General features: G+C 64.3%; 24 protein-coding genes and 1 pseudogene. 13 read left to right on the top strand and 12 right to left on the bottom strand.

What is annotated here, in order from left to right; all coding sequences use genetic code 11:
* Nucleotides 1-5 precede the first annotated feature (5 nt).
* The 12 genes and pseudogenes from HBF25_RS14330 to HBF25_RS14280 all read left to right on the top strand — a co-directional run bounded on the left by HBF25_RS14330 (nucleotide 6) and on the right by HBF25_RS14280 (nucleotide 10,609).
* Nucleotides 6-899: a hydroxymethylglutaryl-CoA lyase gene (locus tag HBF25_RS14330; protein ID WP_166949529.1), complete on the top strand. Its 894-nt coding sequence runs from the start codon at nucleotides 6-8 to the stop codon at nucleotides 897-899.
* 182 nt (nucleotides 900-1,081) lie between these two features.
* Nucleotides 1,082-1,561 (top strand): annotated as a pseudogene (locus tag HBF25_RS22240) (GNAT family N-acetyltransferase); the annotation flags it as partial.
* Nucleotides 1,562-1,585: 24 nt separating this feature from the next.
* Nucleotides 1,586-2,053, top strand: a complete 468-nt coding sequence (locus HBF25_RS22445) for a GNAT family N-acetyltransferase (protein ID WP_341778088.1) — start codon at nucleotides 1,586-1,588, stop codon at nucleotides 2,051-2,053.
* Nucleotides 2,050-2,613, top strand: a complete 564-nt coding sequence (locus HBF25_RS14320; RefSeq protein ID WP_166949527.1) for a GNAT family N-acetyltransferase — start codon at nucleotides 2,050-2,052, stop codon at nucleotides 2,611-2,613. Before HBF25_RS22445 ends, HBF25_RS14320 begins: the two co-directional genes overlap by 4 nt.
* A 211-nt stretch (nucleotides 2,614-2,824) precedes the next feature.
* Complete coding sequence (locus tag HBF25_RS14315) at nucleotides 2,825-3,592, top strand: SDR family oxidoreductase (RefSeq protein WP_166949525.1); 768 nt, start codon at nucleotides 2,825-2,827, stop codon at nucleotides 3,590-3,592.
* A gap of 25 nt (nucleotides 3,593-3,617) precedes the next feature.
* Nucleotides 3,618-4,184, top strand: coding sequence for an elongation factor P-like protein EfpL (gene efpL / locus HBF25_RS14310; protein ID WP_166949524.1), 567 nt, complete (start codon nucleotides 3,618-3,620; stop codon nucleotides 4,182-4,184).
* A 112-nt stretch (nucleotides 4,185-4,296) separates the two neighbouring features.
* The gene (locus HBF25_RS14305; RefSeq protein ID WP_166949522.1) at nucleotides 4,297-6,366 is read left to right on the top strand and encodes an FUSC family protein; all 2,070 of its coding nucleotides are present in this window, start codon (nucleotides 4,297-4,299) and stop codon (nucleotides 6,364-6,366) included.
* A 182-nt stretch (nucleotides 6,367-6,548) separates the two neighbouring features.
* Nucleotides 6,549-7,574, top strand: a complete 1,026-nt coding sequence (locus HBF25_RS14300; protein ID WP_166949520.1) for an amidohydrolase family protein — start codon at nucleotides 6,549-6,551, stop codon at nucleotides 7,572-7,574.
* 97 nt (nucleotides 7,575-7,671) lie between these two features.
* A complete protein-coding gene (locus HBF25_RS14295; protein ID WP_166949518.1) occupies nucleotides 7,672-8,169 on the top strand; it encodes a hypothetical protein in 498 nt (165 codons plus the stop codon).
* Nucleotides 8,170-8,188: 19 nt separating this feature from the next.
* Nucleotides 8,189-9,469 (top strand): kynureninase, encoded by a 1,281-nt coding sequence (gene kynU, locus HBF25_RS14290; RefSeq protein ID WP_166949516.1) that lies wholly within the window; start codon nucleotides 8,189-8,191, stop codon nucleotides 9,467-9,469.
* Complete coding sequence (locus HBF25_RS14285; protein WP_166949515.1) at nucleotides 9,466-10,173, top strand: hypothetical protein; 708 nt, start codon at nucleotides 9,466-9,468, stop codon at nucleotides 10,171-10,173. Before kynU ends, HBF25_RS14285 begins: the two co-directional genes overlap by 4 nt.
* Nucleotides 10,174-10,255: 82 nt before the next feature.
* Nucleotides 10,256-10,609 (top strand): VOC family protein, encoded by a 354-nt coding sequence (locus tag HBF25_RS14280; protein WP_166949513.1) that lies wholly within the window; start codon nucleotides 10,256-10,258, stop codon nucleotides 10,607-10,609.
* 71 nt (nucleotides 10,610-10,680) lie between these two features.
* Here HBF25_RS14280 and HBF25_RS14275 read toward each other — a convergent pair whose 3' ends face one another.
* The 5 genes from HBF25_RS14275 to HBF25_RS14255 form a co-directional block, all read right to left on the bottom strand.
* Nucleotides 10,681-10,926 (bottom strand): hypothetical protein, encoded by a 246-nt coding sequence (locus HBF25_RS14275; RefSeq protein ID WP_166949511.1) that lies wholly within the window; start codon nucleotides 10,924-10,926, stop codon nucleotides 10,681-10,683.
* Nucleotides 10,927-10,962: 36 nt separating this feature from the next.
* Nucleotides 10,963-11,208 carry a transposase gene (locus HBF25_RS22690; protein WP_166949509.1) on the bottom strand — a complete coding sequence of 82 codons (246 nt, stop codon included), beginning with the start codon at nucleotides 11,206-11,208 and terminating at the stop codon, nucleotides 10,963-10,965.
* 88 nt (nucleotides 11,209-11,296) lie between these two features.
* Nucleotides 11,297-11,638: a hypothetical protein gene (locus HBF25_RS14265; RefSeq protein ID WP_166949507.1), complete on the bottom strand. Its 342-nt coding sequence runs from the start codon at nucleotides 11,636-11,638 to the stop codon at nucleotides 11,297-11,299.
* The gene (locus tag HBF25_RS22565) at nucleotides 11,635-13,485 is read right to left on the bottom strand and encodes a deaminase domain-containing protein (protein WP_166949505.1); all 1,851 of its coding nucleotides are present in this window, start codon (nucleotides 13,483-13,485) and stop codon (nucleotides 11,635-11,637) included. Before HBF25_RS22565 ends, HBF25_RS14265 begins: the two co-directional genes overlap by 4 nt.
* A gap of 113 nt (nucleotides 13,486-13,598) precedes the next feature.
* On the bottom strand, nucleotides 13,599-15,071 hold the full coding sequence (locus HBF25_RS14255) for a serine hydrolase domain-containing protein (RefSeq protein ID WP_166949503.1): 1,473 nt from the start codon (nucleotides 15,069-15,071) through the stop codon (nucleotides 13,599-13,601).
* 46 nt (nucleotides 15,072-15,117) lie between these two features.
* Between HBF25_RS14255 and HBF25_RS14250 the strand changes: the two genes are divergently transcribed.
* Complete coding sequence (locus tag HBF25_RS14250) at nucleotides 15,118-15,699, top strand: ArsR/SmtB family transcription factor (RefSeq protein ID WP_166949501.1); 582 nt, start codon at nucleotides 15,118-15,120, stop codon at nucleotides 15,697-15,699.
* Between the two features lie 1,026 nt (nucleotides 15,700-16,725).
* Here the strand turns inward: HBF25_RS14250 and HBF25_RS14245 are convergent.
* From HBF25_RS14245 to HBF25_RS14215, 7 genes are all read right to left on the bottom strand, one after another.
* Nucleotides 16,726-18,009, bottom strand: coding sequence for a glutamate-5-semialdehyde dehydrogenase (locus HBF25_RS14245; protein WP_166949499.1), 1,284 nt, complete (start codon nucleotides 18,007-18,009; stop codon nucleotides 16,726-16,728).
* Between the two features lie 20 nt (nucleotides 18,010-18,029).
* Nucleotides 18,030-19,154 carry a glutamate 5-kinase gene (gene proB / locus HBF25_RS14240; protein ID WP_166949498.1) on the bottom strand — a complete coding sequence of 375 codons (1,125 nt, stop codon included), beginning with the start codon at nucleotides 19,152-19,154 and terminating at the stop codon, nucleotides 18,030-18,032.
* A 192-nt stretch (nucleotides 19,155-19,346) separates the two neighbouring features.
* Nucleotides 19,347-20,639, bottom strand: coding sequence for an argininosuccinate lyase (locus HBF25_RS14235; RefSeq protein WP_166949496.1), 1,293 nt, complete (start codon nucleotides 20,637-20,639; stop codon nucleotides 19,347-19,349).
* A gap of 18 nt (nucleotides 20,640-20,657) precedes the next feature.
* Complete coding sequence (gene argC, locus HBF25_RS14230; protein WP_166949495.1) at nucleotides 20,658-21,605, bottom strand: N-acetyl-gamma-glutamyl-phosphate reductase; 948 nt, start codon at nucleotides 21,603-21,605, stop codon at nucleotides 20,658-20,660.
* A gap of 6 nt (nucleotides 21,606-21,611) precedes the next feature.
* The gene (locus HBF25_RS14225; RefSeq protein WP_166949493.1) at nucleotides 21,612-22,928 is read right to left on the bottom strand and encodes an acetylglutamate kinase; all 1,317 of its coding nucleotides are present in this window, start codon (nucleotides 22,926-22,928) and stop codon (nucleotides 21,612-21,614) included.
* Nucleotides 22,918-24,015 (bottom strand): acetylornithine deacetylase, encoded by a 1,098-nt coding sequence (locus HBF25_RS14220; protein ID WP_166949492.1) that lies wholly within the window; start codon nucleotides 24,013-24,015, stop codon nucleotides 22,918-22,920. The genes HBF25_RS14225 and HBF25_RS14220 overlap by 11 nt, the downstream gene beginning before the upstream one ends.
* A gap of 10 nt (nucleotides 24,016-24,025) precedes the next feature.
* Nucleotides 24,026-25,231: an argininosuccinate synthase gene (locus HBF25_RS14215; RefSeq protein WP_166949490.1), complete on the bottom strand. Its 1,206-nt coding sequence runs from the start codon at nucleotides 25,229-25,231 to the stop codon at nucleotides 24,026-24,028.
* Nucleotides 25,232-25,256: the final 25 nt, after the last annotated feature.

Below are 25,256 nucleotides of genomic sequence, written 5' to 3'. Positions count from 1 at the left end.
TTTTCATGAGCAACCATGTCCGCATTGTCGAGGTCGGTCCGCGCGACGGCCTCCAGAACGAAAAGACCCTGCTGGCGGCAGCGGTGAAGATCGAGCTGATCAATCGCCTCTCCGACACCGGCCTGGCCACCATCGAGGCCACCAGCTTCGTCAGCCCGAAGTGGGTGCCGCAGCTGGCCGATGCCGCCGAAGTGTTCACCGCCATCCGCAAGGCGCCGGGCGTGGTCTATCCCGTACTCGTGCCCAATCTGCAGGGGTACGAGCGCGCGCGGGAAGTGGGGGCGACGGAAGTGGCCGTGTTTACCGCCGCATCCGAAGCGTTCAACCAGAAGAACATCAACGCCTCCATCGATGAATCGATCGAGCGCTTCGTGCCGGTGCTGGAGCGCGCATGTGCCGATGGCGTGGCGGTGCGGGGTTACGTTTCCACCGTGCTGGGCTGCCCTTACCAGGGCGACGTGCCGGTCGCCGATGTCGTCCGCGTGGCGAAGCGCCTGCACGCACTGGGCTGTCACGAGATTTCGCTCGGCGACACCATCGGGGTCGGCACGCCAGCCAGGGCGCGCGCCATGCTGCGTGCCGTGGCGTCCGAGGTGCCAATGGCGGCGCTTGCCGTGCATTTTCATGACACCTATGGGCAGGCCCTGGCCAATATCCTCGCCTGCCTCGAGGAAGGCGTACGCGTGGTGGATAGCGCCGTATCGGGTACCGGCGGTTGTCCGTATGCCAAGGGCGCCACCGGCAACGTGGCCAGCGAGGATGTCGTCTACATGCTGCACGGCATGGGCATGACCACGGGCGTGGACCTCGACAGGCTGGTACAGACCGGTGCGTGGCTGGCGGAGCAGTTGGGGAAGGAAACGGCGAGCCGGGTAACGCGGGCGCGTACGGCCGCCTGATTGGGGCGGTGGATGGTGCGTGGTGTTCGCCTGGACGGTCGCGCGCGAGGCGCGCTCCTACAGGGGCCGTCGCGTATAAGGCGGCGGCGGTTGTAGGAGCGCGCCTCGCGCGCGACCGGATATAACGCCAAGCCACCAACACAGCGGTGACGCCAGCACCCCCTCCATGGCAGCATCAGGCCATGTCCTCCGATCTCATCCTCCGCCCCATCGAACCGCGCGACGATGTCCAGGTCGCCGCGGTGATCCGCAGCGTCATGCCGGAGTTCGGCGCCGACGGCCCCGGCTTCGCCATCCATGACCCGGAGGTGGACAGCATGTCCGCCTCCTACGCCCTGCCCCGCAGCGCCTACTTCGTTGTCGAGAAAAACGGCAAGGTCATCGGCGGCGCGGGCATCGCGCCACTGGAAGGCGGTGCCGACGACACCTGCGAGCTGCGCAAGATGTACTTCCTGCCGGAAGCCCGCGGTCTCGGTGCGGCATCGAAACTCATGCGCCTGTGCCTCGATGCCGCGCGCCGCGCGGGCTTCTCGCGCTGCTACCTCGAAACGCTCACTGGCATGGATGCGGCCCAGGCGCTCTACCAGCGCCACGGTTTCACCCGCATCGACGCGCCCATGGGCGGCACGGGGCACTTCAGCTGCGACCGCTTCTACCTGCGCGGAATCAACGACAGCGATCTGATCGTGGCGCCCACGCCGCCCTCACTGACGTTCGCCATCGACGAACCCGGTCGGCCTGACGTTGTCCCGCTCATCGAACAGCTGCACGGTTACCTGTCCGACCTGGACCGCCACCCGGTACCGCCGTCGGTCACCATCGACAGCCTGCAACGCCCGCACGTCACCTTCATGACCGCGCGCGTCGACGACATCCCGCTGGCCTGCGGCGCAGGGCTCGCCTACGACGACTACGTCGAACTGAAATACATGTACGTGCTGCCGGCCTGCCGCGGCATGGGCCTGGGCAAGCAGATGCTCGAAGCGCTGGAAAACGAGGTGCGCTGCCAGGGCGCGCGCGTGGTGCGCCTGGAGACCGGCACCGCCCAGACCGAATCCGTCGAACTCTACGAACGCGCAGGCTACCGCCGCTGTCCGCCCTTCGGCGAGCACCGGGCGAATGCCGCCAGCATCTTCATGGAAAAACAGCTGTGATCCGTATCGCCACCGAAGCCGACGCCGCCGCGTGTCATGCCATCTATGCGCCCGTGGTGGAAACCAGCGCGATCACCTTCGAGACCGAACTGCCCGGCGAAGAGGCCATGCGCGGCCGCATCCGCACGCGGCTGGCCACGCATCCGTGGCTGGTCTGGGAGGACGAGGGCGAAGTGATCGCCTATGCCTATGCCGGTCGCTTTCGCGAGCGCGCGGCATACGACTGGATTGCCGAGACGTCGATCTACGTCCACGAAAAAGCTCGTCGTCGGGGCATTGCGCGTCGTCTTTACAACGCCTTGCTGGAAGCCATGCGGCGCCAGGGAATCAACCAGGCCGTGGGCGTGATCACATTGCCGGGCGAGACCAGCGTGGCCATGCATGAGGCCATGGGGTTTGCGCCGGCGGGGGTCTGGCCGAAGGCGGGGTACAAGCTGGGGCAGTGGTGGGATGTGGGGGTGTGGAGCCTCTTTATCAGCGAGCCCGTGGTGCCGCCCGTGCCTGTCGTGCCGTTTGCCGAGTTGGCGGCGCGGGGTGGGCTTGTGGGGGTGGTGGGTTAGTCGGGCGTGGCGTTGGTCCCCGGTCGCGCGCAAGGCGCGCTCCTACACACCGGATCAGCGCGCGGGGCCCTGTAGGAGCGCGCCCCGCGCGCGACCGGCGCAGCCGAAATAACCCCAACGCCAGCCACCACCACTGCCGCGATGCGGCAACCGCCACTACCTGCCCTCGGCTAAACTGGGCCTCTTTGCCTCACGCATCCTTGGAGTACCCATGCAGCTCGATCAGGTCAGGGCCGTCATCACCGGCGGCGCATCCGGTCTCGGCCACGCCGTGGCCCAGCGTCTCGTTGCCGCCGGCGCGAAGGTCACCCTCTTCGACGTCAACGAAGAAAAGGGCCAGGCCGCTGCCGCGGCGCTCGGCGCCCATGCCAGCTTCCAGCGCACCGACGTCACCTCCGAAGAAGGCGTAGCCGCCAACGTCGCCGCCGCGCGCGATGCCATGGGTGGCCTCAACGTCGTCGTGAACTGCGCCGGCATCCTCGGTGCCGGCCGCGTGCTGGGCAAGGAAGGCGCCATGCCGCTGTCCACGTTCTCCAGCACCGTCATGGTCAACCTCATCGGCAGCTTCAACGTGGCCAAGGCCGCCGCGCAGCTGATGCAGTCCAACGATCAGGGCGAGGACGGCGAGCGCGGCGTCATCGTCAATACCGCCTCCGTCGCCGCCTACGAAGGCCAGATCGGCCAGGCCGCCTACTCGGCATCCAAGGGCGGCGTGGTCGGCATGACCCTGCCCATGGCCCGCGAGCTGGCCCGTTTCGGCATCCGCGTGAACACCATCGCCCCGGGCATCTTCTGGACGCCCATGGTCGATGGCATGCCGCCGCAGGTGCAGGAGTCACTCTCCGCCTCCATCCCCTTCCCCTCGCGCCTGGGCAAGCCGGAGGAATTCGCGGACACGGTCGCCTTCCTCATCACCAGCCGCTATCTCAACGGCGAAACGATCCGCCTCGACGGCGCCGTCCGCCTCGCTCCGAAGTGATTCAACCAACCTACGTGCAGACACCATGAAAGCATCCGACGTAAAGAAGGGCAACGTCGTCGAGAACGACGGCACCGTGTACCAGGTGCGCGACATCGAGCGCAGCTCGCCCACCGCGCGCGGCGGCAACGTGACGTTCCGCTTCACGCTGTACTCGATTCCGGGCAACCGCAAGTTCGACCTCAGCCTGCGTGCCGACGACGAACTGAAGGAAGTGAGCCTCGACCGCCGCCAGGCGAAGTTCTCGTACATGGACGGCGACGCGTTCGTCTTCATGGATGACGAGGACTACACCCAGTACACGCTGGACGCGGCCGTGGTCGGCGACAACGCCGGCTACATCGTGGAAGACGTCGAAGGCTATTACGTGCAGGTGATCGACGATGCGCCGGTCGGCCTGCAGGTGCCCACCTCGGTCATCCTCACCGTGACGGACACCGCGCCGGAAATGAAGGGCGCCAGCGCCACCAAGCGCAGCAAGCCCGCCACGCTCAACACCGGCATCGAAATCCAGGTGCCCGAGTACATCACCAACGATGAAAAGGTGTGGGTGAACACCCTCACCGGCGAATTCGCGGGCCGCGCCTCGTGATCGCACCGGGACGGCGACATCGCCCGATGTCGCCGTCCCGCCTTGCCGCTTGCGTTCCAGTCAGGAAGACTGGGGCAGAATCTTTCGTTCAACGGATGAAAACCAGCACACCATGAGCAACGGCTACTCGTTCCGCGCCAGCGTCGTCGACGCGCTGATCCGGACGAAACGACCCGACGTCCCCATGCGGGTCGCGCTGCGCAACACCGCGGCGGTCGTCCTGCCGCTCGCCATCGGCCTCTACAGCGGACACCCGCAGGTCGGCATTGGCATCGCCGCCGGTGCGCTGGACACCATGTTCTCGGACCAGCCCGGTCCCTACCAGCAACGCCTCAGCCGCCTGTTCCTCGCCGCGCTGACCGCCGGCGCCGCTTCGCTGGTGGGCTTTCTCATCGGCAATTACATCCTGCCCATGAGCATCGCCTGCGCCCTCTGCGGCTTCCTCGGCGGCATGCTCGTGGTGTTCGGCCCCGATATCGCCCGCGTGGGCATGACCAGCATGCTCCTGCTGGTGATCACGGCGGCCACACCGCAGGATCTGCGCGGCGCACTGTCGGGCGGCGGGCTGATTTTCGCCGGCGGCATGTTGCTGGCCTTGTTTTCCATTGCCGCGTGGCCGCTGCAACGGTATCGCCCCGAGCGCCTGGCGCTGGCCGATGTCTATCGCGGGCTTTCGGATCTGGCCCGCAAGCCGCAGAAGGACGGTGAAGCCCCCGGCCTCACCGACGCCATGAACACCTTGCAGGTCACCCTGCTCGGCCGATACCACGCACACGGCCGTGCCATGGAAGCCTTCCGCGTGCTGCTCGAGCTGGCCGAGCGTATCCGTCTCGAACTGGTCGCCATGGCGGAGCTGGAAACGCGGCGCGACGGCATGGGCGAGATGTTCCGCCAGGATGCCTCCCGCGTGCTTACCGCCGTGGCCGAAGCGCTCGACGCGGCCGAGCCACCGCAGCGCGCGGAGCGTGCCCTGGCCACGTTGCGCGCGAGCGAACGGGCACTGCTCGCCGGCAGCTCGGGCACGGGTTTGTCCGCGCATATCCAGGCGCTATCGGGCCAGCTCGCCGCCGTGGTGCGTAACGCCAACTGGGCCGGCAGCCGTGGTGAAGAACGCGCGCAACGCGCCGAAACCACCCTGCCGGAAACACTGCGCAGTGCCTCCGCCCTGGCGACCCTGCGCGCGAATATCACCCCGGGCTCGGTGGCCTTCCGTCACGCGGTGCGTTGCGCCGTGGTGCTTACCCTCGCCTTCGCCGCGTCGCGCTATTTCGAGCTGCCGCATGGTTACTGGCTGCCCATGACCGCCGCCATCGTGCTGCGCCCGGACTTCGCCGCCACCTTCAATTTCGGCCTGTTGCGCGTGGCCGGCACCGTGCTGGGCCTGGTCATCACCAGTCTGCTGCTGCGTTTCACACCGGACGAGACCTGGGCGCACATCCTGATGCTGGGTACGCTGTGCGTGATCTTCCGCTATCTGGCCGGTGCGCATTACGGCATCGCCGTGGCGGCACTGACCGGCACCGTCGTGGTGCTGCTCGCCTTCGAAGGCGTGGAATCCAACCACGCCATGCACGACCGCGTGCTCAATACGGCGCTGGGCAGCGCCATGGCCCTGCTTGCCTACGTGGTGTGGCCGTCCTGGGAGCGACACCGTGCACGCAATGCGTTATCGGACATGCTCTGCGCCTATGCCGACTACCTCGATGCACTGGTCGCTCCCGCCGATGCGGGACGGCGGCACGAGGTGCGCATGTCCACCCGCACCGCACGCACGAATGCATTGGCATCCGTGGATCGCATGCGCGCGGAACCCGGCACGCCGGGCGTCCTGCAGGAGCTGGCAGAGACGCTATACGCCAACGGCAATCGTCTGGCGCGTACCGCGATGACGCTGGAAGCGCTGATCGACGTGGGCGATGTACCGGAGGAATGGACACATGTGGGCCCGTTCATCCATGAGGCCTCCGTCGAACTGCGCCGCCAGGCCGAAGCGCTCACGCGCATCGAAGGCATCCCGGTGCCGCCTGCGTTGCGCGAACACCAGCGCGCCCTGGTGGACGCGCTGTCGCGCAGCAAGGACCGCGAATTCGCCGACGCCGTGGGCCGCCTCACCGACCGTCTCACGGATAACGTGGACACCATCGCCCACGTAGTAACCCGCCGCAGCACCGCCCCCATGTAGGAGCGCGCCTGCGCGCGACCGCTGTCACGCCATGTCACACCCCTGTAGGAGCGCGCCTCGCGCGCGACCGGTCGTGGCGCAAGGCAGGGGTCGCGCGCAAGGCGCGCTCCTACAAGAGCCGCTCCGCATGGATTGCTGCACCGCCAGAGGCATCCCGGCGCGTCCGGCCATACACTCGGGGCATGCTGAAGATCGACACGCACGCGCACATCCTGCCCCGTGACTGGCCCGATCTGGCGGCCCGCTACGGCGACATCCGCTTTCCGGTGATGACCCACTCCCAGGGCCATCACCGCATCTACAAAGACGGCAAATTCTTCCGCGAAGTGTGGGAGTCGGCCTTCGACCCGGCCCATCGCATCGCCGACTACGCCCGTTTCGGCGTCGGCGTGCAGGTGGTGTCCACGGTGCCGGTGATGTTCTCGTACTGGGCCAAAGGCCATCAGGCCCTCGAACTGCACACCCACCTCAACGACGACATGGCCGCCGTGTGCGAAACGCACCGCCGCCATTACGCCGGCATCGGCACGGTGCCGCTGCAATCGCCCGATCTGGCCATCCGCGAGCTGGAACGCTGCATCGACGAACTGGGTCTGCAAGGCGTGCAGATCGGCTCGCACTGCAATGCCTGGAACCTCGACGCCCCCGAGCTGTTCCCCTTCTTCGAAGCGGCTGCCGACCTCGGCGCGGCGGTCCTCGTGCATCCGTGGGACATGATGGGCACCGACACCATGCCCAAATACTGGCTGCCGTGGCTGGTAGGCATGCCCGCGGAGCAATCGCGCGCCGCCTGCGCACTGATCTTCGGCGGCGTGCTGGAGCGCCTGCCTTCGCTGCGGGTGATGCTGGCCCATGGCGGTGGCAGCTTCCCCTACTCCATCGGCCGCATCGAACACGGCTTCCGCATGCGTCCCGACCTCGTGGCCACGGACAACGCCCGCAACCCGCGCGAATACCTCTCGCGCTTTTTCTACGACTCCTGCGTGCACGACGATGCGGCCCTACGCTACCTGCTCTCGGCCGTGGGCAACGACCGCGTGATGCTCGGCACCGACTACCCATTCCCGCTGGGCGAGCAGGAACCGGGCAGCGGCATCGAAGCACTGGGCCTGGACGACACCGCCCGGGCACGCCTGTTTCATGGCACCGCCCTGGAATGGCTGGGCGTGCCCCTGCAACGTTTCCAGCCGGTGGCCGCCGTGGCGTGACGCGGCGCACAGCCCGGCGGGCGCGACGCCCACGCAGCTTGTGCGAAAATGCCGCGGTTACGCGGCCGGGCCGCGTCCAGACCGAGGGGAACAACGAGTGATCCGTCCGCAGCCCTTCCTCGCGCTTGCCCTGCTCCTGGCAAGTGCCTCCGCCGTTGCCACCGACATCAGCATGGCAGGCGGCGATATCCGCTTTGCGGTACCCAATAGCTGGGTATCCATCATGCAGTCCGAAGGCGAAACCGAAAGCCAGGTCTTCCAGGTGCCCGGTGCCGGTGCCGCCGACGCCACGCTGGCACGCGTCTCGGTCACGCTGAAGAAAGTGCCCAGCCTGATCGCCTTCCAGCAGTTTTCCGGCGAGTTGCGCAATCGTGCCACCACGCTCAAGGAATATGCGGCCGGCAAGCCGGCGATGCCCACCGAGAACGTCTATTCCGCGAAGGAAGGCACGGTGAAGCTCGCCTATTACGAGCGCTACTTCTTCGCCAGCGGCTATGCCATCCAGCTACGCTGCATCCGCCCCGCCAACGATGCAAAGTTCGGCGCCACCTTCGACAAGGGCTGCGCCGATGTCGCGGCCAGCATGCCCTCCTGATCCCGTTGAGCGCTTCCCCATGACCTCATTCGAAGCCACGCGCGCCTGGGCCGACGCCCAGGACGCCGCCGATCCGTTGCGCGCTTTCCGCGACCAGTTCCATATTCCTCCCCACGACGGCCGCGACACGCTGTACTTCTGCGGCAATTCGCTGGGTCTTCAGCCGAAGGGCGTCGCCGCTGCGTTGCAGGCGGAACTGGAAGACTGGTCCACCCTCGCCGTGGAGGCCCACTTCCGCGGGCGCTCGCCGTGGCTGCACTACCACGAGTATGTGCGCGATGGACTGGCGAACCTCGTCGGCGCGAAGCCGCACGAAGTGGTCGCCATGAACTCGCTGGGCGTAAACCTGCACCTGATGATGGTGAGTTTCTACCGCCCCACCCCGGAACGACCGGCCATCCTCATGGAAGCCGGCGCCTTCCCCACCGATCGCTACGCGCTGGAATCACAGGTGCGCTTCCACGGTTTCGACCCGGCCACCGATCTCATCGAACTACAGCCCGACGGCCCCGGCGGCACGCTGTCCATGGCCGCCATCGAAGGCGCCATCGCCGAGCACGGACACCGAGTGGCACTGGTGCTGCTGCCGGGCGTGCAATACCGCACGGGCCAGGTGTTCGATATCCGTCGCATCGTTAAGGCCGGTCACGCCGTCGGCTGCCTCGTGGGCTTCGACCTTGCGCACGCGGCGGGCAATCTGCCGCTGGCCCTGCACGACGACGGCCCCGATTTCGCCGTGTGGTGCACCTACAAATACCTCAACGCAGGCCCGGGTGCCGTCGCGGGCGCCTTCGTACACGAGCGTCATGCGAAGGCCGACGTGCCCCGCTTCGCCGGCTGGTGGGGACACGACAAGACCACGCGCTTCCAGATGGGCCCCACCTTCGTGCCGACGCCCGGTGCGGATGGCTGGCAGCTCTCGAATCCGCCGATCATGGCCCTCGCGCCGTTGCGTGCCTCGCTCGATGTATTCCAGCGCGCAGGCATGCCGGCCCTGGTGGCGAAGAGCCGTCGCCTCACCGCCTACCTCGACTGGCTCATCCGCGAACGCCTGGACGACACGCTGGACATCGTCACGCCCAACGATCCCCAGCAACGCGGCGCCCAACTCTCGATCCGCGTACGCGCAGGCCGCGACGCAGGACGTGCACTGTTCGGCCATCTGGAAAAGCACGGCGTCATCGGCGACTGGCGCGAGCCCGACGTGATCCGTCTTTCGCCCACCCCGCTGTACAACCGCTACACGGACTGCCTCGGCGCCGTGGAAGCCATCGAAGCCTGGTGGGACACGCACGCATGAGCCTCGGCGATCTGTATCCCTCGCCGCATGCGGAACGCGGAGAGGGTTTTGCCATGCAGGCGACCACCCACTGGCTGCGTATCGTTCCCGGACGCACCCTGATGGGCCTCATGGCAGGTGGCCTGCGCGTAGCACTGCCGGACCTTCCGAAAGACGTAAGCCATCCGGGCCTCGAAGCCACGGTAGGACGCTACCGCACCGCCGTGGTGGACGTGAGCAGCCACTGGCTGCGCGACAACCCCGCGATCACCGACCGGTACGCCACCGCACTGCGCGATGTCGTCGCCAGCAAGCACGCCCGGCTGGACGGCTACGCAAGACATGTCGCCTTGATGGGCGACGTGGAATTGTTCCTGGGCCCGGCCTTCGACCGGGTCGCCTTCGATGTAGCGCTTGAAGACGGCTCGATCGCCCACGCCCTGAAGATCCTGAAGACCACGCCACCCAACGCCCGCGTGGCCTTCGCGGCAGCTCCCGAACCCGGCGCGTCGCCGTATGACGATCCGTACTTCCTGGCTGGCAACCAGGCCTGGATCGACGGCAACCGCCTGCTTATCGAGTTCGATCCCGAAGAAGGCGGCCGCGCAGAGACCATCGCCATCCCTCGCGGTCAGTTCACCGATGCACTGGAACGCTGCTGGTACACCATGATGGACGTAGCCGACCGGATCGCGGCCACGGCAGGAAACACCATCAAGCGCTAGCGCGCGGGAGCGAGCTGCGGCCGTTGCCGCCCACCCGGCCATCTGCTATTGATCTCTCCACCTTGTCGATGGGGAGCGCGCAATGGCTGTCACGGGAATCGGTGGGTTCTTCTTCCGGGCGAAAGACCCGGAAGCGCTGGGCAAGTGGTATGCCGAACACCTCGGCGTAGGCGCCGGCAAGTACGGCAAATGGGACACGCAGGCAGGAACAAGCGTCTTCTCGCCATTCAAGTCCGACACAGACTACTTCCCTGCCGACCGCCCGTGGATGCTCAACTTCCGCGTGGACGATCGCGATGCACTCTGCGACAAACTCCGCAACGCAGGCATCGAAGTCACCCTGAATGCCGAGTGGGACGCCATGGGCCTGGGCCGCTTCGCCCGCCTCCAGGATCCCGAAGGCAACCCGATCGAACTATGGGAACCCCCGGCCTGATTGCGCCTTCGAACTATGGCCCCCGGCCTCATTGCCCCTTGTAGGAGCGCGCCTCGCGCGCGACCACTCCCCTACTCATCCACCACAACAAACTCCGTCAAACTCCCCCGAAAATCCTCCCCCATCCACCCCACCACGCGATCCCGCTCCTCCTCACTCATCGGCACCCGCTCCCCCTCCACCTGCCGATACACAAACTTCCTGTACAGATAAAACCCCATCTTCCCTTTCGAAGGGAAAAACATCTCCGCCTCAGCGAAATAGAACTGGCCGTCGTACTGAGCCAGGATATGCCCGCGGGAAACCTCGCAAATCATTTCGCATGCCTCCTGCAGTCATGGGTGTCATTGAGCCTATCCCCAAATCGTTGCAGCGTAGAACTCAAATCTGGGGGGACGTCGAGCCTGCCATTCATGTCTGCGACACCAGCAGATCATGCCATTACGAAATCTAGCTCTTTTGGGCAGGTCTTCCCATGGGATCCGGATGTACAGCACAATCAGAATGCCATCGAAGGCCCGCCGATCAGGAATACGGGTACGATGCTCTCGTGCAGCGGTCTTTAACTCCGGGATCCACGCCCTGAGTTCTTCCCACAACTTTCGCTGACTAATGCTCGCCTCCTGCCACGTAGCTTTGTTTATCTAGCCACAAACGCCTTGTTTTGTTAGCCGCTCTAAAAGAGCGCTATATCAATCCAAGTACCTTTATGTCTGACTGGAGCTCACCGGCCTCTTCCTTGCTCAGTAATTCATAGGGAAGATCACTTTGAAAACTCAAAATCAGAAGCTCGCATTGCTTGCGATGAAATTTCTCCAAGTTCGCACTCCATGGCCCCCCCAGCGCTAATGCGATGACGTGAAATATGAGGTTTTCAAAAGGATGATCATATGCACCATCCCATTCATCCAGCGCCCACGCAACAATATGCTGGTGAGACTCACCTTTGAACCCCCTATCTCTACAACCGAGCCAGTAGATTGACAGGACATCAAATTTAATTTCATTGTAGGTGGCAATTTTCTTCATTTTGATCTCGGCCGCAACAACACACCATCATTATCCACAACATTTAATGTGATTCCTGGATAACGCTCTCGGAATTTCGATATAACTCCCGCACAGCTCTCACATACAGATCGTTCGGTCAATAGCGTAATTGACCCTGTTGCCGATCGATTGCTTCCAAGTCTCTCAGCTATATTTCCAAGTATAGAAGCCTCTGTATCACCATTTCTATTAATCAAGTCGCCAGTAGCATTCTCAACAGAAAAGGTTTTGAATTCGGAACTGTATCCAACTATACCAAGTTCCACCTGCGCATCAGTTGGTTTCTCGATTCTACTATGAGCGGCCATTTTTCCTGGCAATCCAGGAATGTCGATCTCCGCTGCAGCCATATTTCCTGAATTTTTAAATTTGGACGCAAGGCCAGATCGAACATCAGTAATCTCCTTTGATAACCGATCAAACGTGATGTAGGTGCCTCTCGCTGCGGCATTTGCAGCAGCTTCTGCGTTCACCGCTTTATTACTTAACGTAGCTTCAACTGCAATCGGAGCCAGCTGTGTCGCCCCATACGCAAGCTCAGCAGCAGTCGAAGACATGCCGAGTTTCTGAAGCGCCTGACTCCCAATCGTTTCCGATGGCCTACCATTGACCATCGTTTGATAGCCAGCAGTCGCGTTATCCCAGCCTGTTGTCCACAGATAGAGTGCCGCAGCGCAGCCGACCCCCGTTTCGCATGTGGACGCAACAGGAATACTACTTGCCGCAGACGCAGTACCCATTAGCCACTGGGCCGCCCCACCCAAGCGCACACCTACTTGAGCATTCTTCCAGGAAACTGCGCTGCTATCGTTCCCTGCATCTTCTTTTGTGTACTTAAAAAGGTCGCGATTCTGAGGAATTACGGCCCCCAATCCAAATATGTAGTCCGTCGTCGTCTGCTTGGATAGCAGATCAATTTCAGGCGCCATCAACTGACCTTGATCAGCCATCGCTTTGTACTCGATGTAATCCGCGCTTCCTTCCGGGTACTGCGCGTAGCATTTCGCCATGGAACAGGCCGCTGCAAGCAGACGATCCTCCGCAGCTTTATCACCATTGGCCAATAGTCGGATTCGATCTTTCTCTTCTGCATGTATCTCCCGGTTATACAGCTCACCGGTTAGTGCGGCATTCGCACCATTACCGCCGCCGACAGCACCACCCACAATGGCGCTACCCAACTGCATATACGTATTCCACTCCGCCGATCCCGGCTGGACGTTGTGGTCGTACAGGTACTGCTGCATGACATGCGACACCGCTTCGCTCGATGCGCCACCCAGCGCGCCTCCGACGGCGTTCCCGCCGCCGAGCGACGCCATGGCCGCGCCGACGACGCCATGCAGGATGGTCTTGTTGCTGCCTCCGTCCATCCACGCCGCGCGTTCCTCATCGGTCTTCGCGTTCTTGGCCATCCATTGGGAGAGGTCGCCGACGCCACGCATGCCGACGTAGCCCGCCTGTGCCGTCAGTTCCTGGCGGTCGGCGACCTTGTTGGCGTCGTAGGTGTTCTTGAGCGCTTCGTTTTCCAGCGTCGGCTTGCGATCCAGTCCGGACAGATCCTTGCCCGGATCGTTGCGCACGACGAGGGTGCCTTCGGCGATCCCCGAACGGGTGTCGCTGCTGGCGTTGCCGTGCTGCGGCGTAGCAGCGGAGACGACGGTGCCGATGGCACCAGCGACGTTGCTTGCGATGGTGCTACCACCGCTGAAGCTGATCTGGCTGGCCTTGTACTTCGATTCGTTGTGCAGATCCTCGTAGGTCAGGGTGCCCGTGCTCAGCCAGTTCTTCGACGCATCCGCTTCGCTGGCGATTTTTCCGCCCACGAGGTGGGTATTGCCGCCGACATCCAGCTGGAATCCGCCGCTGCCGGCCTGGATGCCGCTAACTTCGTTGACGCTGCTGTAATGGCTATCGACCGCAGGCGCGCTCCTACATGTTAGTCGAGGGCGAAGCCGGCGACTTTGCCCTGGGCATCCGGGCGGATCGTGTATGGCATGAACACGCCGGGGCCGAACTCGGCAATGTAGTTGTAGAGCATGCCCTTCTCGCCGGGCTTTCTACCTTTGTAGACCATGGCCGTTGGTGTTCCGTAGCCACGCATGCTGGTTAAGCCTGCGCCAAGTCCGTTCGAAAGCTTGTCGCGCAGCGGGGCACTGAAGGCCGCGTAATCCGTGCCAGCCTGCAACTGCGCGAACGACGCCTTCGCGCTCGCCGTCATCGCAGCATCCTCACCCTCGGCGGGCAGATTCCAGGCCGTGACGATATCCGGATGAAGTGCCGCGAAGACAACGTTGGTCACCGTGACCCCGGCCTCCGGCGTCTTGTCGCCAAGGTTGGTAAACGCGAGGATGCGCAGATGCTGATCGGGGAAGTACTCATCTGCCGTGGTAAATCCCTGCGATCCACCCGTGTGCCCGATCCGCACCTGGCCGTAGAGCGAGTCGACGAACATGGCTAGGCCGTAACCCACACTACTGCCGTCGGAAGTCACGAACGACGTCGTCATTTCCGCATAGCCGGCCTTTGACACGACCCTGCCGCCGCTCAACCCCGTGTCCCAGCGGGAAAGATCATCCAGCGTACTGACAAGGAAGCCTGCGGGGCCGCTCCAGTCCGGGTGGAAGTATGGCGAGCGACGCAACGCACCCTCCTCGTGCCGGTAGCCAACGGCCATGCCGTCGAGACGGTCCTTATCGGCCAGGGTGAACGTGTGCGTCATCCCCAGCGGATCGAGCATGTGATGCTGGAGATACGCACGATAGCTCTCGCCTGAAACGGTTTCGATCACTTTCCCAAGCAAGGCATAGCCCGTATTGGAATAGGACCAGCGCGTACCCGGCGGAAAATCGAGAGGCTTGCCGGCAACGCGTGCGATCAGATGATCGTAATCGATTGGCCGCGTAACGAGATCGTCCACCTCTTTCTCCGGGCCGCTGAAATAGTCATGCAGGCCGCTGGTATGGGTCAGGAGCTGACGCAAGGTCACTTCGTCTGCATGTGGGGCGTGTGGCAGGTACAGGGCAAGCTTGTCGTCCATATGCAGCTTGCCCGCCTCCTGAAGCTGGATGACGGCAGCTGCTGTGAACTGCTTGGTGATCGAGCCGATCTCGAAAGGCGTATCCGTGCGTACCGGCAGATTGCCTTCCTTGTCGCGCTGACCATAGGCCTTCGCATAGACCTGCCTGCCATCGACAATGACCTCAACGGCAGCACCCGGAACCTGGAAACGTTGCAGCACCTGCTGCACGTCGGCGTCGATGCGTTTCGCCGTGGTCGCGGCGATCGGGGAGCCGGCCGCCTGCCCTCCCCCTTCCTGTCCGGTCGGCGCGGATACGACAGGCGCACTGCTGCACGCAGCCATGGCGACGGCGAGACCTCCCACGACGATTCCCAGGTAACGAATGCGCATATCCGTGCCATCCCCTATTTTTTAATTTTCGATTATATTCTGAATTATGAGCAAATCGCCGACAAGCCCCCAGACCACGCTGAAGCTGACCGCGGCCCAGTTGGGCACCCTGGCCTCCTCGACGCGGCTGGCGATCATCCAGCGCCTGGATGTAGACGGCGAGGCCTCCGCACGCGAAATCGCCGGGCGCCTCGGTCGTCCGGTCACGGCGCTCTATCACCATCTGGATCAGCTGGAGAAATCCGGTCTCATACGCGTCGTGGAGCTGCGCAGCACGGGGCGTCGGCCGGAGGCGGTTTATGCGGCAGCGTCCAGGCAGATGTCGTCGGCGGATGCCGTGCGCACGCGAAGTGGGCGGAAGAATCTGATCAAGGTGGCCAGTAGTGCTTTAGCTGCCAGCCTGCGGGCCTTTGCTGCCGTGGCCTCGCAGGCCGCGACTCGCTTTGAGGGGCCACAGCGTAATTGTGCTGTGCGGCACCTGACGTTCCGTGCTGACGATGCGCGGCTTGCGCGGATCAATGGGCTGATCAGCGAGCTTGAGGAGGCTGCGTTGCACGCCGGGGAAGGTGGCCAGAATATGTTGTTGACGGTGCTGCTCGCTGAGGTGCCGGGGAAGCGGAAGGGGTGATGACTATGCGAAGAATGACACCACGGTCGTTCCTTCCAAAGCTCGGGATCCGGTGCGGTGCGATAGGTTTTTGGTGAGAGGGTCACTTGCACACAAGCCGATGCAGCGTGGCGGTGTTTGCTGGTGGACCGGGGCGCTGGGTTCCTGCTTTCGCAGGAACGACGGGTTGCGAGATTGCAGCTCCCTTCCTACCCCTCACGTCGTCCCTGTGAAAACAGGGACCCAGTGCGGTGCGGTGGGTTTTCGCGAGAGGGTTACCTGCACACAAGCCGATGAAACGTGGCGGTGTTTACTGGTGAACCGGGGCGCTGGGTTCCTGCGTTCGCAGGAACGACGGGTTGCGAGATTGCGATGCCCTGCCTACCCCTCACGTCGTCCCTGCGAAAGCAGGGACCCAGTGCGGTGCGGTGGGTTTTCGCGAGAGGGTTACCTGCACACGAGCCGATGCAACGTGGCGGTGTTTGCTGGTGGACTGGGGCGCTGGGTTCCTGCGTTTGCAGGAACGACGGGTTGCGAGATTGCAGGTTCCCACCTACCCCTCACGTCGTCCCTGTGAAAACAGGGACCCAGTGCGGTGCGGTGGGTTTTTGCGAGAGGGTTACCTGCACACGAGCCGATGCAACGTGGCGGTGTTGGCTGGTGGACCGGGGCGCTGGGTTCCTGCGTTCGCAGGAACGACGGGTTGCGAGATTGCAGCTCCCCACCTACCCCTCACGTCGTCCCTGCGAAAGCAGGGACCCAGTGCGGTGCGGTGGGTTTTTGCGAGAGGGTTACCTGCACACGAGCCGATGCAATGTGGCGGTGTTTACTGGTGAACCGGGGCGCTGGGTTCCTGCGTTCGCAGGAACGACGGGTTGCGAGATTGCGATTCCCTACCTACCCCTCACGTCGTCCCTGCGAAAGCAGGGACCCAGTGCGGTGCGATGGGTTTTCGCGAGAGGGTTACCTACACACAAGCCGATGAAACGTGGCGGTGTTTACTGGTGAACCGGGGCGCTGGGTTCCTGCGTTCGCAGGAACGACGGGTTAGTGGGGTGGAATATCGAAGGTTCTCGCATGGCGGGTCTGGCCTGCGCCACGTACTACGAAGCGTTCGATCGTCAATGATTCCGCTCCCATCGGCCCATAAGCATGCAGGCGGGTGGTCGAGATGCCGATTTCCGTGCCCAGACCGAGCTCTCCCCCATCACTGAATCGCGATGAGGCATTGACCATCACCACGGCAGAGCGGATGGCACGAATGAACTGCTCTGCCGTTGCCTCATCGCGCGTGGCGATGACTTCGGTGTGGTCCGAACCATAGCGATGGATATGGCCGATGGCATCCTCAGTGGAGTCGACGATGCGCAAGGCAATGACCAGATCGAGGAATTCGGCAGCATAGTCGTCATCCGTGGCCTGCACCAGATCAGACACCAGTGCGCGGCTGGCCGCATCGCCGCGCACCTCTACGCCTTTCTCCCGGAGTTGTCTTACGGCCAGCGGCACGAGGGATGCCGCGATATCCTTGTGAACGAGCAGAGTCTCCAGTGCATTGCATACACCGGGGCGGCTGGTCTTGCCGTCCAGCAGGATGTCCAGCGCCAGTGCTTCGTCGGCCGCACGGTCCACATAGAGGTGGCATACACCCTTGTAGTGTTTGATCACCGGCACGCGCGCGTGCTCGGCGACGAAGCGGATCAGGCCTTCGCCGCCGCGGGGAATGGCGAGGTCCACGATATCCGTGAGCTGAAGCAGTTCGATCATCGTTTCGCGACGTGGATCGTCGATGACGGTAATGGCATCCTCTGGGAGGCCCTGCTCTCGTAGCGCACGGCGCAATGCACCGGCGATGGCGAGGCTGGATTGCACGGCATCGCTGCCGCCACGCAGGATCGCACAGTTGCCTGCCATGAGGCATAGAGCCGCCGCATCGGCGGTGACGTTGGGCCGTGCCTCGTAGATCATCGCGATCACGCCGAGCGGGATGCGTACGCGTTCGACGACGATGCCATTGGGGCGGGTTTCGCGTCGCGTCACAGTACCTACCGGGTCAGGAAGCGCGGCAACGTCGCGTATGCCGGCGACGATGCCTGCCAGACGGGCCGGATCGAGGCGAAGACGGTCCAGCATGGCGTTGCCCGTACCGTTCGCTTCGGCAGCGCGCATGTCGTGTGCGTTGGCTTGCAGTACGGCGGCCTCGTCGGTTGCCAATGCATCGGCCATATGGTTCAACAGGTGCCGCTTGGCGTCGGTGTCGAGTGCCGCGATGGTTGCGACGGCATCACGGCAGGCCAGCGCTGCCGTACGCAAGGGAGAGATCGTGTCCATGGTCGCCTCGTGCTCCTGGTTCATGGGTCACCCAGCAGAACGAGGTCGTCGCGATGGACCACGTTCTCGCCATAGCTGTAGCCAAGCAGGGATTCGATGTCGCGGGTGTGCCGGCCGGCGATGCGGCGGATGTCTGAGGCTGCATATTGCACGACGCCACGGGCCATGGGCTTGTCGGCATGGGCAATGTCGATGACATCGCCGCGTGCGAAGTCGCCTTCGGCGTGCAGTACCCCACCCGGCAGCAGGGAGGCACCGCGCGCGCGCAGTGCTTGCAGGGCGCCGTCATCCACCACGATACGCCCGGCTCCCGGTGCGTGCCGCAGCCAATACTTGCGTGCTGCGAGGCGTGAACGCGGCGCGCGCAGACGGGTGCCGGTGAGATGGCCTTCCGCCAGACGTGCTACGCAGGCGGCGTCGCGGCCGTCGAAAAGGAGGGTTTCAATACCGGCGGCGGCCGCCTTGAGTGCCGCTTCCAGTTTCGTGCTCATACCGCCGGTACCAGCTGCCGTACCGGCGCCGCCTGCACTGGCCAGGTGATCCGGGGTGACTTCGGCCACGTCGGGCACCGGTTGTGCGTCGGGGTCGGTGCGCGGGTTGGCTGTGTACAGGCCCGCGATATCCGAGGCGATCATCAGCACGTCCGCATCGACCAGCGCCGCCACGATGGCGGCGAGGTTGTCGTTGTCGCCGAGTTTCAGTTCGTCGACGGCAACGGTGTCGTTTTCGTTGATGACGGGGATGGCGCCCAGGGCGAGCAGTTCGCGAAGGGTGGAACGGGCGTTGAGGTAGCGGCGGCGGTTGCGCAGGTCGTCGTGGGTGAGCAGGACCTGGCCGACCGGGGCGTCGAAAAAGCCTTGCCACAGGGCGACCAGGCGGGTCTGGCCCAGGGCGGCGAGGGCCTGGCGGCCGCTGAGGCCCGTGCTTTTTTCGGGTAGTGCGAGGCGGCGACCGGCGGCGACGGCGCCGGAGGAGACAATGACCACTTCCCTGCCCTCGCGGCGGCTGGCGGAGACGAAAGCGGCAAGGGATCCGGCATGATGGTCGTCGAGGCTACCGTCCGGGGTGGTGAGAAGGCTGCTGCCGACTTTCAGGACAGCGCGTCGCCAGGAAGGCAACGGTTGTTCGGTGAAGTGACTGGCCATCACGTACCCTCCCGGTGTGCGACAGTGACTCGACGTTGTTGTAGGAGCGCGCCTTGCGCGCGACCGGGTTATGCGAAGAGCTGTCGCGCGCGAGGCGCGCTCCTACAGCGGTGAGGTTTCTTGTAGGAGCGCGCCTTGCGCGCGACGGGTTTTCGCGATCACCTGTCGCGCGCAGGGCGCGCTCCTACAGGGTTAGCGCAGGCTCTCCAGACGCTTGCGCAGAGTGTCCAGCATCAGGTCGTGACCGGCGCCTGGCGAGGTGCGGGCGGCGAGGCTGGATTCCGGAGAGCGACCTTCACCGGCCGAGGCCGCCGTTTCCGCCGCGGCGCGGTAGGCGTCGCGGAACGGTACGCCGGCCACGGCCTGCTCGATCGCCACATCCGTGGCGTACATCGCCGGTTCGATGGCGGCGCGCATCTTGTCCGCCTTCCACTCGAAACGGGCCAGCATGTCCGGCAGCAGTTCCAGTGCACCCAGTCCCATGGAGAAACCATGGAACAACGAACCCTTGGAGAACTGCAGGTCGCGCTGGTAGCCCGAAGGCAACGACAGCAGCTGTTCGATCTCGGTGCGCGCGGCGGCCACGCTCGCATAGCTCGCGCGCAGCAGTTCCACCACGTCCGGATTGCGCTTGTTCGGCATGATGGACGAGCCGGTGGTGTACTCGGCCGGCAGCTTCACGAAGTCGAATTCGGCGGTGGTGAACAGCGACAGATCCCACGCCAGGCGACGGGTGTCCAGCAGTGCCGTGCCGACGGCATCGAGTGCCGCCATCTCGAACTTGCCGCGCGAGAGCTGGGCGTAAATCGGCGAGACCTGCATGCGGCTGAAGCCGAGCGCCGCCGTGGTGTGCGCGCGGTCGAGGGCCACGTTCACGCCATAACCGGCGGCAGTACCCAGCGGATTCGCGTCGATCAGCTCCAGCGCCTGACGTGCACGCAGGGTGTTGTCGATGAAGGCCTCGGCAAAGGCCGCAAACCACATGCCCGTGGACGAGACCACGGCACGCTGGATATGCGTGTAGCCCGGCATCGGCAGGGCATCGCCAGCTGCGCGTTCAAGACACACCTCGGCAATGCGACGGCAGAGGGCCTCCAGCGTGGAGAGCTTCTCCTTCAGCCACAGGCGCGTGGCGACCAGGATCTGGTCGTTACGGCTGCGGCCGGTGTGCACGCGGCGACCGGCATCCCCAAGGCGCTCGGTAAGACGGGCCTCGATGGCGGAATGGCCATCTTCGAAGCGTTCGTCGAGCACGAAGCTGCCGGCGGAAAAATCACCGGCCAGGATGTCGAGCTCACGCAACAGGGCGTCACGCTCATCGGCGGAGACCACGCCGATATTGGCCAGGCCTTCCACATGCGCCTTGCTGGCGGTGATGTCGTGCAGGAAGAACTCACGGTCGAGCACGACATCGTTGCCAGCGAGGAAGCGCATGATGCGCGCGTCCACCTGGGTGTCGGATTTCTGCCAGAGCGGCTGGGTCATCGTAGGGTTCCTTATCGCTCAGAGCGGAATGGCGGTGAGCTCGTCGAAGCCGAGCGCGCGGTTGATGTTCTGCATGGCCTGGGTGGCGGCGCCCTTCAGCAGGTTGTCGAGGGTGGCCACCACCACGACGCGACGACCATCGCTGGACACGGTGAAACCGCCGACGTCCAGATGATGCTTGTTCGCGATTTGACTCACCCACGGAGCTTCATCCACCACGTGGATCAGCTTCTCGTTCTCGAAGCGTGCCTCGAAGCGACGGACGATATCCTCACGCTTGTGCGCCTTGGCGAGATAGAGGTTCGTGGTAACGGTAAGGCCACGGAAGTGCGGCGCTACGTGCGGCATGAATTCCACCGGCATGCCGAGATGACGGCTGGCTTCCTTCTCGTGCATGTGGCCGGTGAGCGAGTACGGCATCAGGTTGTCGCGCAGCTTGTCCGGATCGTTGCGATCCGAGGGCGTAGTGCCCGCACCGGAATAGCCGGACACGCCAAACGATACCGGCGGTGCCGCCAGCAGGTCCTTGATGGGCGCGATGGAGCATTGGATGGCCGTGGCGTAGCAACCGGGGTTGCTCACGCGCTTCTCACCGCGCCAGCGATCGCGATACAGCTCGGGCAGGCCGTAGTACCAACGCTCGTCGAAACGGTAATCCGCCGAGAGGTCCACGATCACGGTGGACGCAGCTGCCTTGTCGATGGCTTCGACGTACGGTGCCGCCTTGCCGTTGGGCAGGGCCAACACCACGACGTCGGCGCCCTGCTCCGCCACGGCGGCCGGGTCGAGGTTGCTGTAGCGCAGCTCGCCGGTGTAGGCGTCGCTATGCTCGGCCAGGCGCTGGCCGTCGAGTTCGCGCGACGACACGAACTTCAGCTCCAGCGACGGATGGCTGGCGATCAGCCGGATCAGCTCGGCGCCCGTGTGGCCACGCGCGCCGACGATGCCGATGGTCTTGGTCGACATGGCCGTTCAGTCCTTCAGGGTGGGGATACGCGTGGCGCAATGCGCGACGCAACGCTCGATGTCGGCGAAGTTGTCCAGGCCGTACCAGAACACCTTCCAGCGCGACTGCTTGAAGCAGCCGTCCGACTCCGCGTAGTAGAAATGATTGATCACGTTGCCGTGGCGCGAACGCCAGAACAGCTTCGGGTTCTCATCGCGCATCACCTGCCACACGGCACGACCCAGGCCTTCGCCCTGCGCGTCGTCCAGCACCGCGAACTTGTCGAGATAGGCAAAGCCTTCCTCGGCCGTGAGCACCATGGCGGCGCGGTAGTTCTCGGAGACGTAGAGGCGATGCAGCTTCGTGCGCTCGAAGTAATCCGGCAGCAACGTGCGGCCGAAGCTGGACTCGATGAGCTGACGCATGCGATCCAGGTCGACGCCTTCCCAGGATTCGAAGCGCAGCACGCGCTCGCCGCGACGCACCAGCGTGCCCGAACCCTTGTGGGTGAACAGTTCCTTGGCCAGCTGCGACGGACGCGTGATCGACACCGACGAGGTCAGCGGCAGGTCGTCCAGGAGATCCTTGATCTGCTCGATCTTCAGGCGCATGCCCGAGTGCAGCCACGGCTGGGCGAGCAACTGCTCGTATTCCGTGGACAGGTTGATCGAGTCGATCACGTTGCCTTCGCCGTCGAGCAGGCCGCCCGTGCCCGTGAGGAACACGATCTTGTACGGCTGCAATACGCGCACCAGTTCGTTGGCGGCGAAGTCGGCGTTGATGTTGAGGATCTGGCCCGAGTCGGTTTCGCCAAGACTGGCGATGACCGGGATCGAGCCCGCGCGCAGGCTGGCCTCGATCGGCGCGAGGTTGATCTCGCGCACGCGGCCCACGAGACCAAGCTGGTCCTGGTCGAGGAAGTCGGCCGTGAACACGCCCGAGGGCACGGACGTGGCACGCGTACCCACTTCCTGCAGCGCTTCCACCAGACGCAGGTTCTGCGCCTGGAACACCTTGCGCACGATGGCCAGGGCTTCGGGCGAAGTCACGCGCAGGCCGTTCACGGTCTTCTTTTCGATGCCCGCGGCCTGCAGCTCTTCGTCGAGCTGCGGGCCGGCACCGTGCAGCACGATGGGCGTAAGGCCCACCTGCTGCAGGAAGGACAGCGACGAGGTCAGGTCGGGCAGTTCGTCGCGCAACACGGCGCCCCCCACCTTCACCACCGCAAAACGTGCGGCGTCGAGCTGGGAGAAACGCTTCAGGTACTGCTGGATCTCGCGCGCGCTGCCCATGGCGGAGAGCAGGCGGACGATGGTCTTGCGGGTGTGCTGGTTAGATTCCACGATCGACGATCCGATGGATGGTCTGGGCGTAATGCCCGAGTTGTTCGAGAGCGACCCATTCGTCGGCGGTGTGGGCCTGGGCGATGTCGCCAGGGCCATAGACGAAGGAGGTGTAGCCGGCCTTGGAGAACAGCGCCGATTCGGTCCAGAAATCCACGGCGTTGCCGACGGGGATGTTCAGTTCGTCGGCAACGTCGCGGGCGGCAAGACGACGCGTTTCGGCCGAGGCGGTGTCCCCGGCCGGCAGCGAATCGCCGCGGAAGGTTTCGCCGAACTCCACCGGATGCGGTTCGACCAGCGTGCGGAAGGTTTCCAGCAATTGGTCGGCGTCCATCGACGGAAGCGGACGGAATCCGAAACGGACATCCGCCGTGGGCGCGATGACGTTGGCCTTGATGCCGCCTTCGATCTTACCCACGTTGAAGCGCAGGCCGGTAAGGCCTCCGAAACGCTCGTGCGACAGCGCCTGGACATGGTCCAGTGCGGCCGCGCCCCAGCGAATCGCCTGGTGCAGTGCGCTGTCGGACGGCTTCTGGTCGCCCGAGGCGTGGCCTGCGCGACCGAGGAAGCGCATCTGCACCGAAAGGATGCCGCGATGCGCGAGCACCGCCTCGCCCTTGGTGGGCTCGGCGACGATCACGGCCTCGTAGTCGCGTGGCGTCTTCAGGAAACCATCGATGCAGCGTGCATCGTTGGCTTCCTCGTCGGTGGACAGCAGCAGGGCCATGTCGCCCTGCGTGGCATTGGCTACCGCCACCAGCGCGGCAGCGGCGCCCTTGATGTCGCAAGCGCCCAGGCCGATCGCCCGGTCTTCCGTCACCCGCAGGTCGAACGGGCTGGCCGTCCAGTGCGGGGAATCAGGCACGGTGTCGAGGTGCACGTTGAACAGGTACTTCGGCTTGCCGCGCACCGCGTACAGGTTGACGGCACCGGCACCGAAATCCGTCACCTGCACGTCGAACCCGGGAAGGTTCGCGCGCAGGTAATCGAAGATGCCACCGGTACCGATGGTTCGCGGCGGGTTGCGCGTGTCGTGGCCCACGAGCGCGCGCAGATGGGTCAGGGTGTCCTGGAGAAGTTTGTCCATGGGGTCGGGATCACTTGCCGTTGGCGCGGTCGACTTCGGCCCAGAGCGTGGAGCTCATGCCGTAGAGCTTGATGAAGCCTTCGGCCTCGGCCACGCCCCAGTCGGCGGCCTGGGCATAGGTAGCCTTGGCAGACTGCAGGATGTTCTTCGATTCCACCTTCACGGCGTACACCGAGCCGCCACGCGTCTCGATGATCACCTTGCCGTCGACCTTGCGCTGGGTGGAGGCGAGGAAGGCTTCGAGGTCGGCCTTGATCGGATCATTGAAGAAGCCTTCGTAGGCCACCTCGGTCCACTTGCGGCCGATCTCCGGCTTGAAGCGGTTCTGCTGCTTCGACAGCACGGTTTCTTCCAGCGCACGGTGCGCGGTGAGCAGCGCGGTGAGCGCCGGCGCCTCGAACACGATGCGGCCCTTAAGACCGATATTGGTGTCGCCGGTGTAGAGGCTGCGGCCCACGCCGTACTTCGCCAGCTCGCGGTTGAGGAAGCCCAGGATTTCCGGACCGGTGGCGGCCTTGCCGTTGAGCGACACGGCCACGCCCTTTTCGAAGCCCAGCTCCACGCGCAGCGGTTCGGACGGCCATTCGGAACGCGGCGCGCACCAGCCGATGGCGCCCTCGCCCGGGATTTCCCACGCGTCGATCTCGCCGCCGGAGATGGTCACGCCCAGCACGTTCTCGTTGATGGTGTAGTGCTTGGTCTTGGCGCGAACTTCGAAGCCCTTGTCTTCCAGGTACTTCTGCTCGTAGGCGCGCACCTGGGTGTGTTCGCGCTGGATTTCGCGGATCGGGGCGATGATGGTGTAGTCGCCCAAGGCCTTCACGGTGAGGTCGAAACGGACCTGGTCGTTGCCCATGCCGGTGCAGCCGTGGGCAAAGAGCTTCGTGCCCAGTTCGTCGCAGCGCTCAAGCGAGGCCTGCACGATGAGGTAGCGGTCGGACACCAGCAGCGGGTACTGGCCCTGGTAGAACTCGCCGGCCTGGATCAGCGGGGTGACGAAGCTGTCCCAGATCGCCTGTGCGGCATCGACGGTGCGGTGCGAGGCGGCGCCCAGTTCGGTCGCGCGGTGCTCGATGTACTCACGCTCTTCGGCCGAAACGCCACCGGTATCGACGAACACGGTGTGCACGGCATAGCCGCGCTCCATGAGGTAAGGGACGCAGAAGCTGGTGTCGAGGCCGCCCGAGAAGGCGAGGACGATATCTTTGCTGGACATGCTGGCTCCGGAAAATGAGGTTCGT

Origin of the sequence: Luteibacter anthropi (assembly GCF_011759365.1) — a bacterium.
In the GTDB taxonomy this organism is placed as follows: domain Bacteria; phylum Pseudomonadota; class Gammaproteobacteria; order Xanthomonadales; family Rhodanobacteraceae; genus Luteibacter; species Luteibacter anthropi.
The sequence above is the reverse complement of the archived record's forward strand: the minus strand, read 5'-3'. Positions and strand labels throughout refer to the sequence as shown.

Coding starts and splice junctions, on each gene's coding strand:
- HBF25_RS14235 (WP_166949496.1), bottom strand. CDS start 20,639: ATGACCCAGCCGCTCTGGCAGAAATCCGACACCCAGGTGGACGCGCGC.
- proB (WP_166949498.1), bottom strand. CDS start 19,154: ATGGCCAGTCACTTCACCGAACAACCGTTGCCTTCCTGGCGACGCGCT.
- HBF25_RS14275 (WP_166949511.1), bottom strand. CDS start 10,926: ATGATTTGCGAGGTTTCCCGCGGGCATATCCTGGCTCAGTACGACGGC.
- HBF25_RS14305 (WP_166949522.1), top strand. CDS start 4,297: ATGAGCAACGGCTACTCGTTCCGCGCCAGCGTCGTCGACGCGCTGATC.
- HBF25_RS14265 (WP_166949507.1), bottom strand. CDS start 11,638: ATGAAGAAAATTGCCACCTACAATGAAATTAAATTTGATGTCCTGTCA.
- kynU (WP_166949516.1), top strand. CDS start 8,189: ATGACCTCATTCGAAGCCACGCGCGCCTGGGCCGACGCCCAGGACGCC.
- HBF25_RS14245 (WP_166949499.1), bottom strand. CDS start 18,009: ATGGACACGATCTCTCCCTTGCGTACGGCAGCGCTGGCCTGCCGTGAT.
- HBF25_RS14330 (WP_166949529.1), top strand. CDS start 6: ATGAGCAACCATGTCCGCATTGTCGAGGTCGGTCCGCGCGACGGCCTC.
- HBF25_RS14220 (WP_166949492.1), bottom strand. CDS start 24,015: ATGGACAAACTTCTCCAGGACACCCTGACCCATCTGCGCGCGCTCGTG.
- HBF25_RS14250 (WP_166949501.1), top strand. CDS start 15,118: ATGAGCAAATCGCCGACAAGCCCCCAGACCACGCTGAAGCTGACCGCG.
- efpL (WP_166949524.1), top strand. CDS start 3,618: ATGAAAGCATCCGACGTAAAGAAGGGCAACGTCGTCGAGAACGACGGC.
- HBF25_RS14280 (WP_166949513.1), top strand. CDS start 10,256: ATGGCTGTCACGGGAATCGGTGGGTTCTTCTTCCGGGCGAAAGACCCG.
- HBF25_RS14285 (WP_166949515.1), top strand. CDS start 9,466: ATGAGCCTCGGCGATCTGTATCCCTCGCCGCATGCGGAACGCGGAGAG.
- HBF25_RS14300 (WP_166949520.1), top strand. CDS start 6,549: ATGCTGAAGATCGACACGCACGCGCACATCCTGCCCCGTGACTGGCCC.
- argC (WP_166949495.1), bottom strand. CDS start 21,605: ATGTCGACCAAGACCATCGGCATCGTCGGCGCGCGTGGCCACACGGGC.
- HBF25_RS14215 (WP_166949490.1), bottom strand. CDS start 25,231: ATGTCCAGCAAAGATATCGTCCTCGCCTTCTCGGGCGGCCTCGACACC.
- HBF25_RS14255 (WP_166949503.1), bottom strand. CDS start 15,071: ATGCGCATTCGTTACCTGGGAATCGTCGTGGGAGGTCTCGCCGTCGCC.
- HBF25_RS14315 (WP_166949525.1), top strand. CDS start 2,825: ATGCAGCTCGATCAGGTCAGGGCCGTCATCACCGGCGGCGCATCCGGT.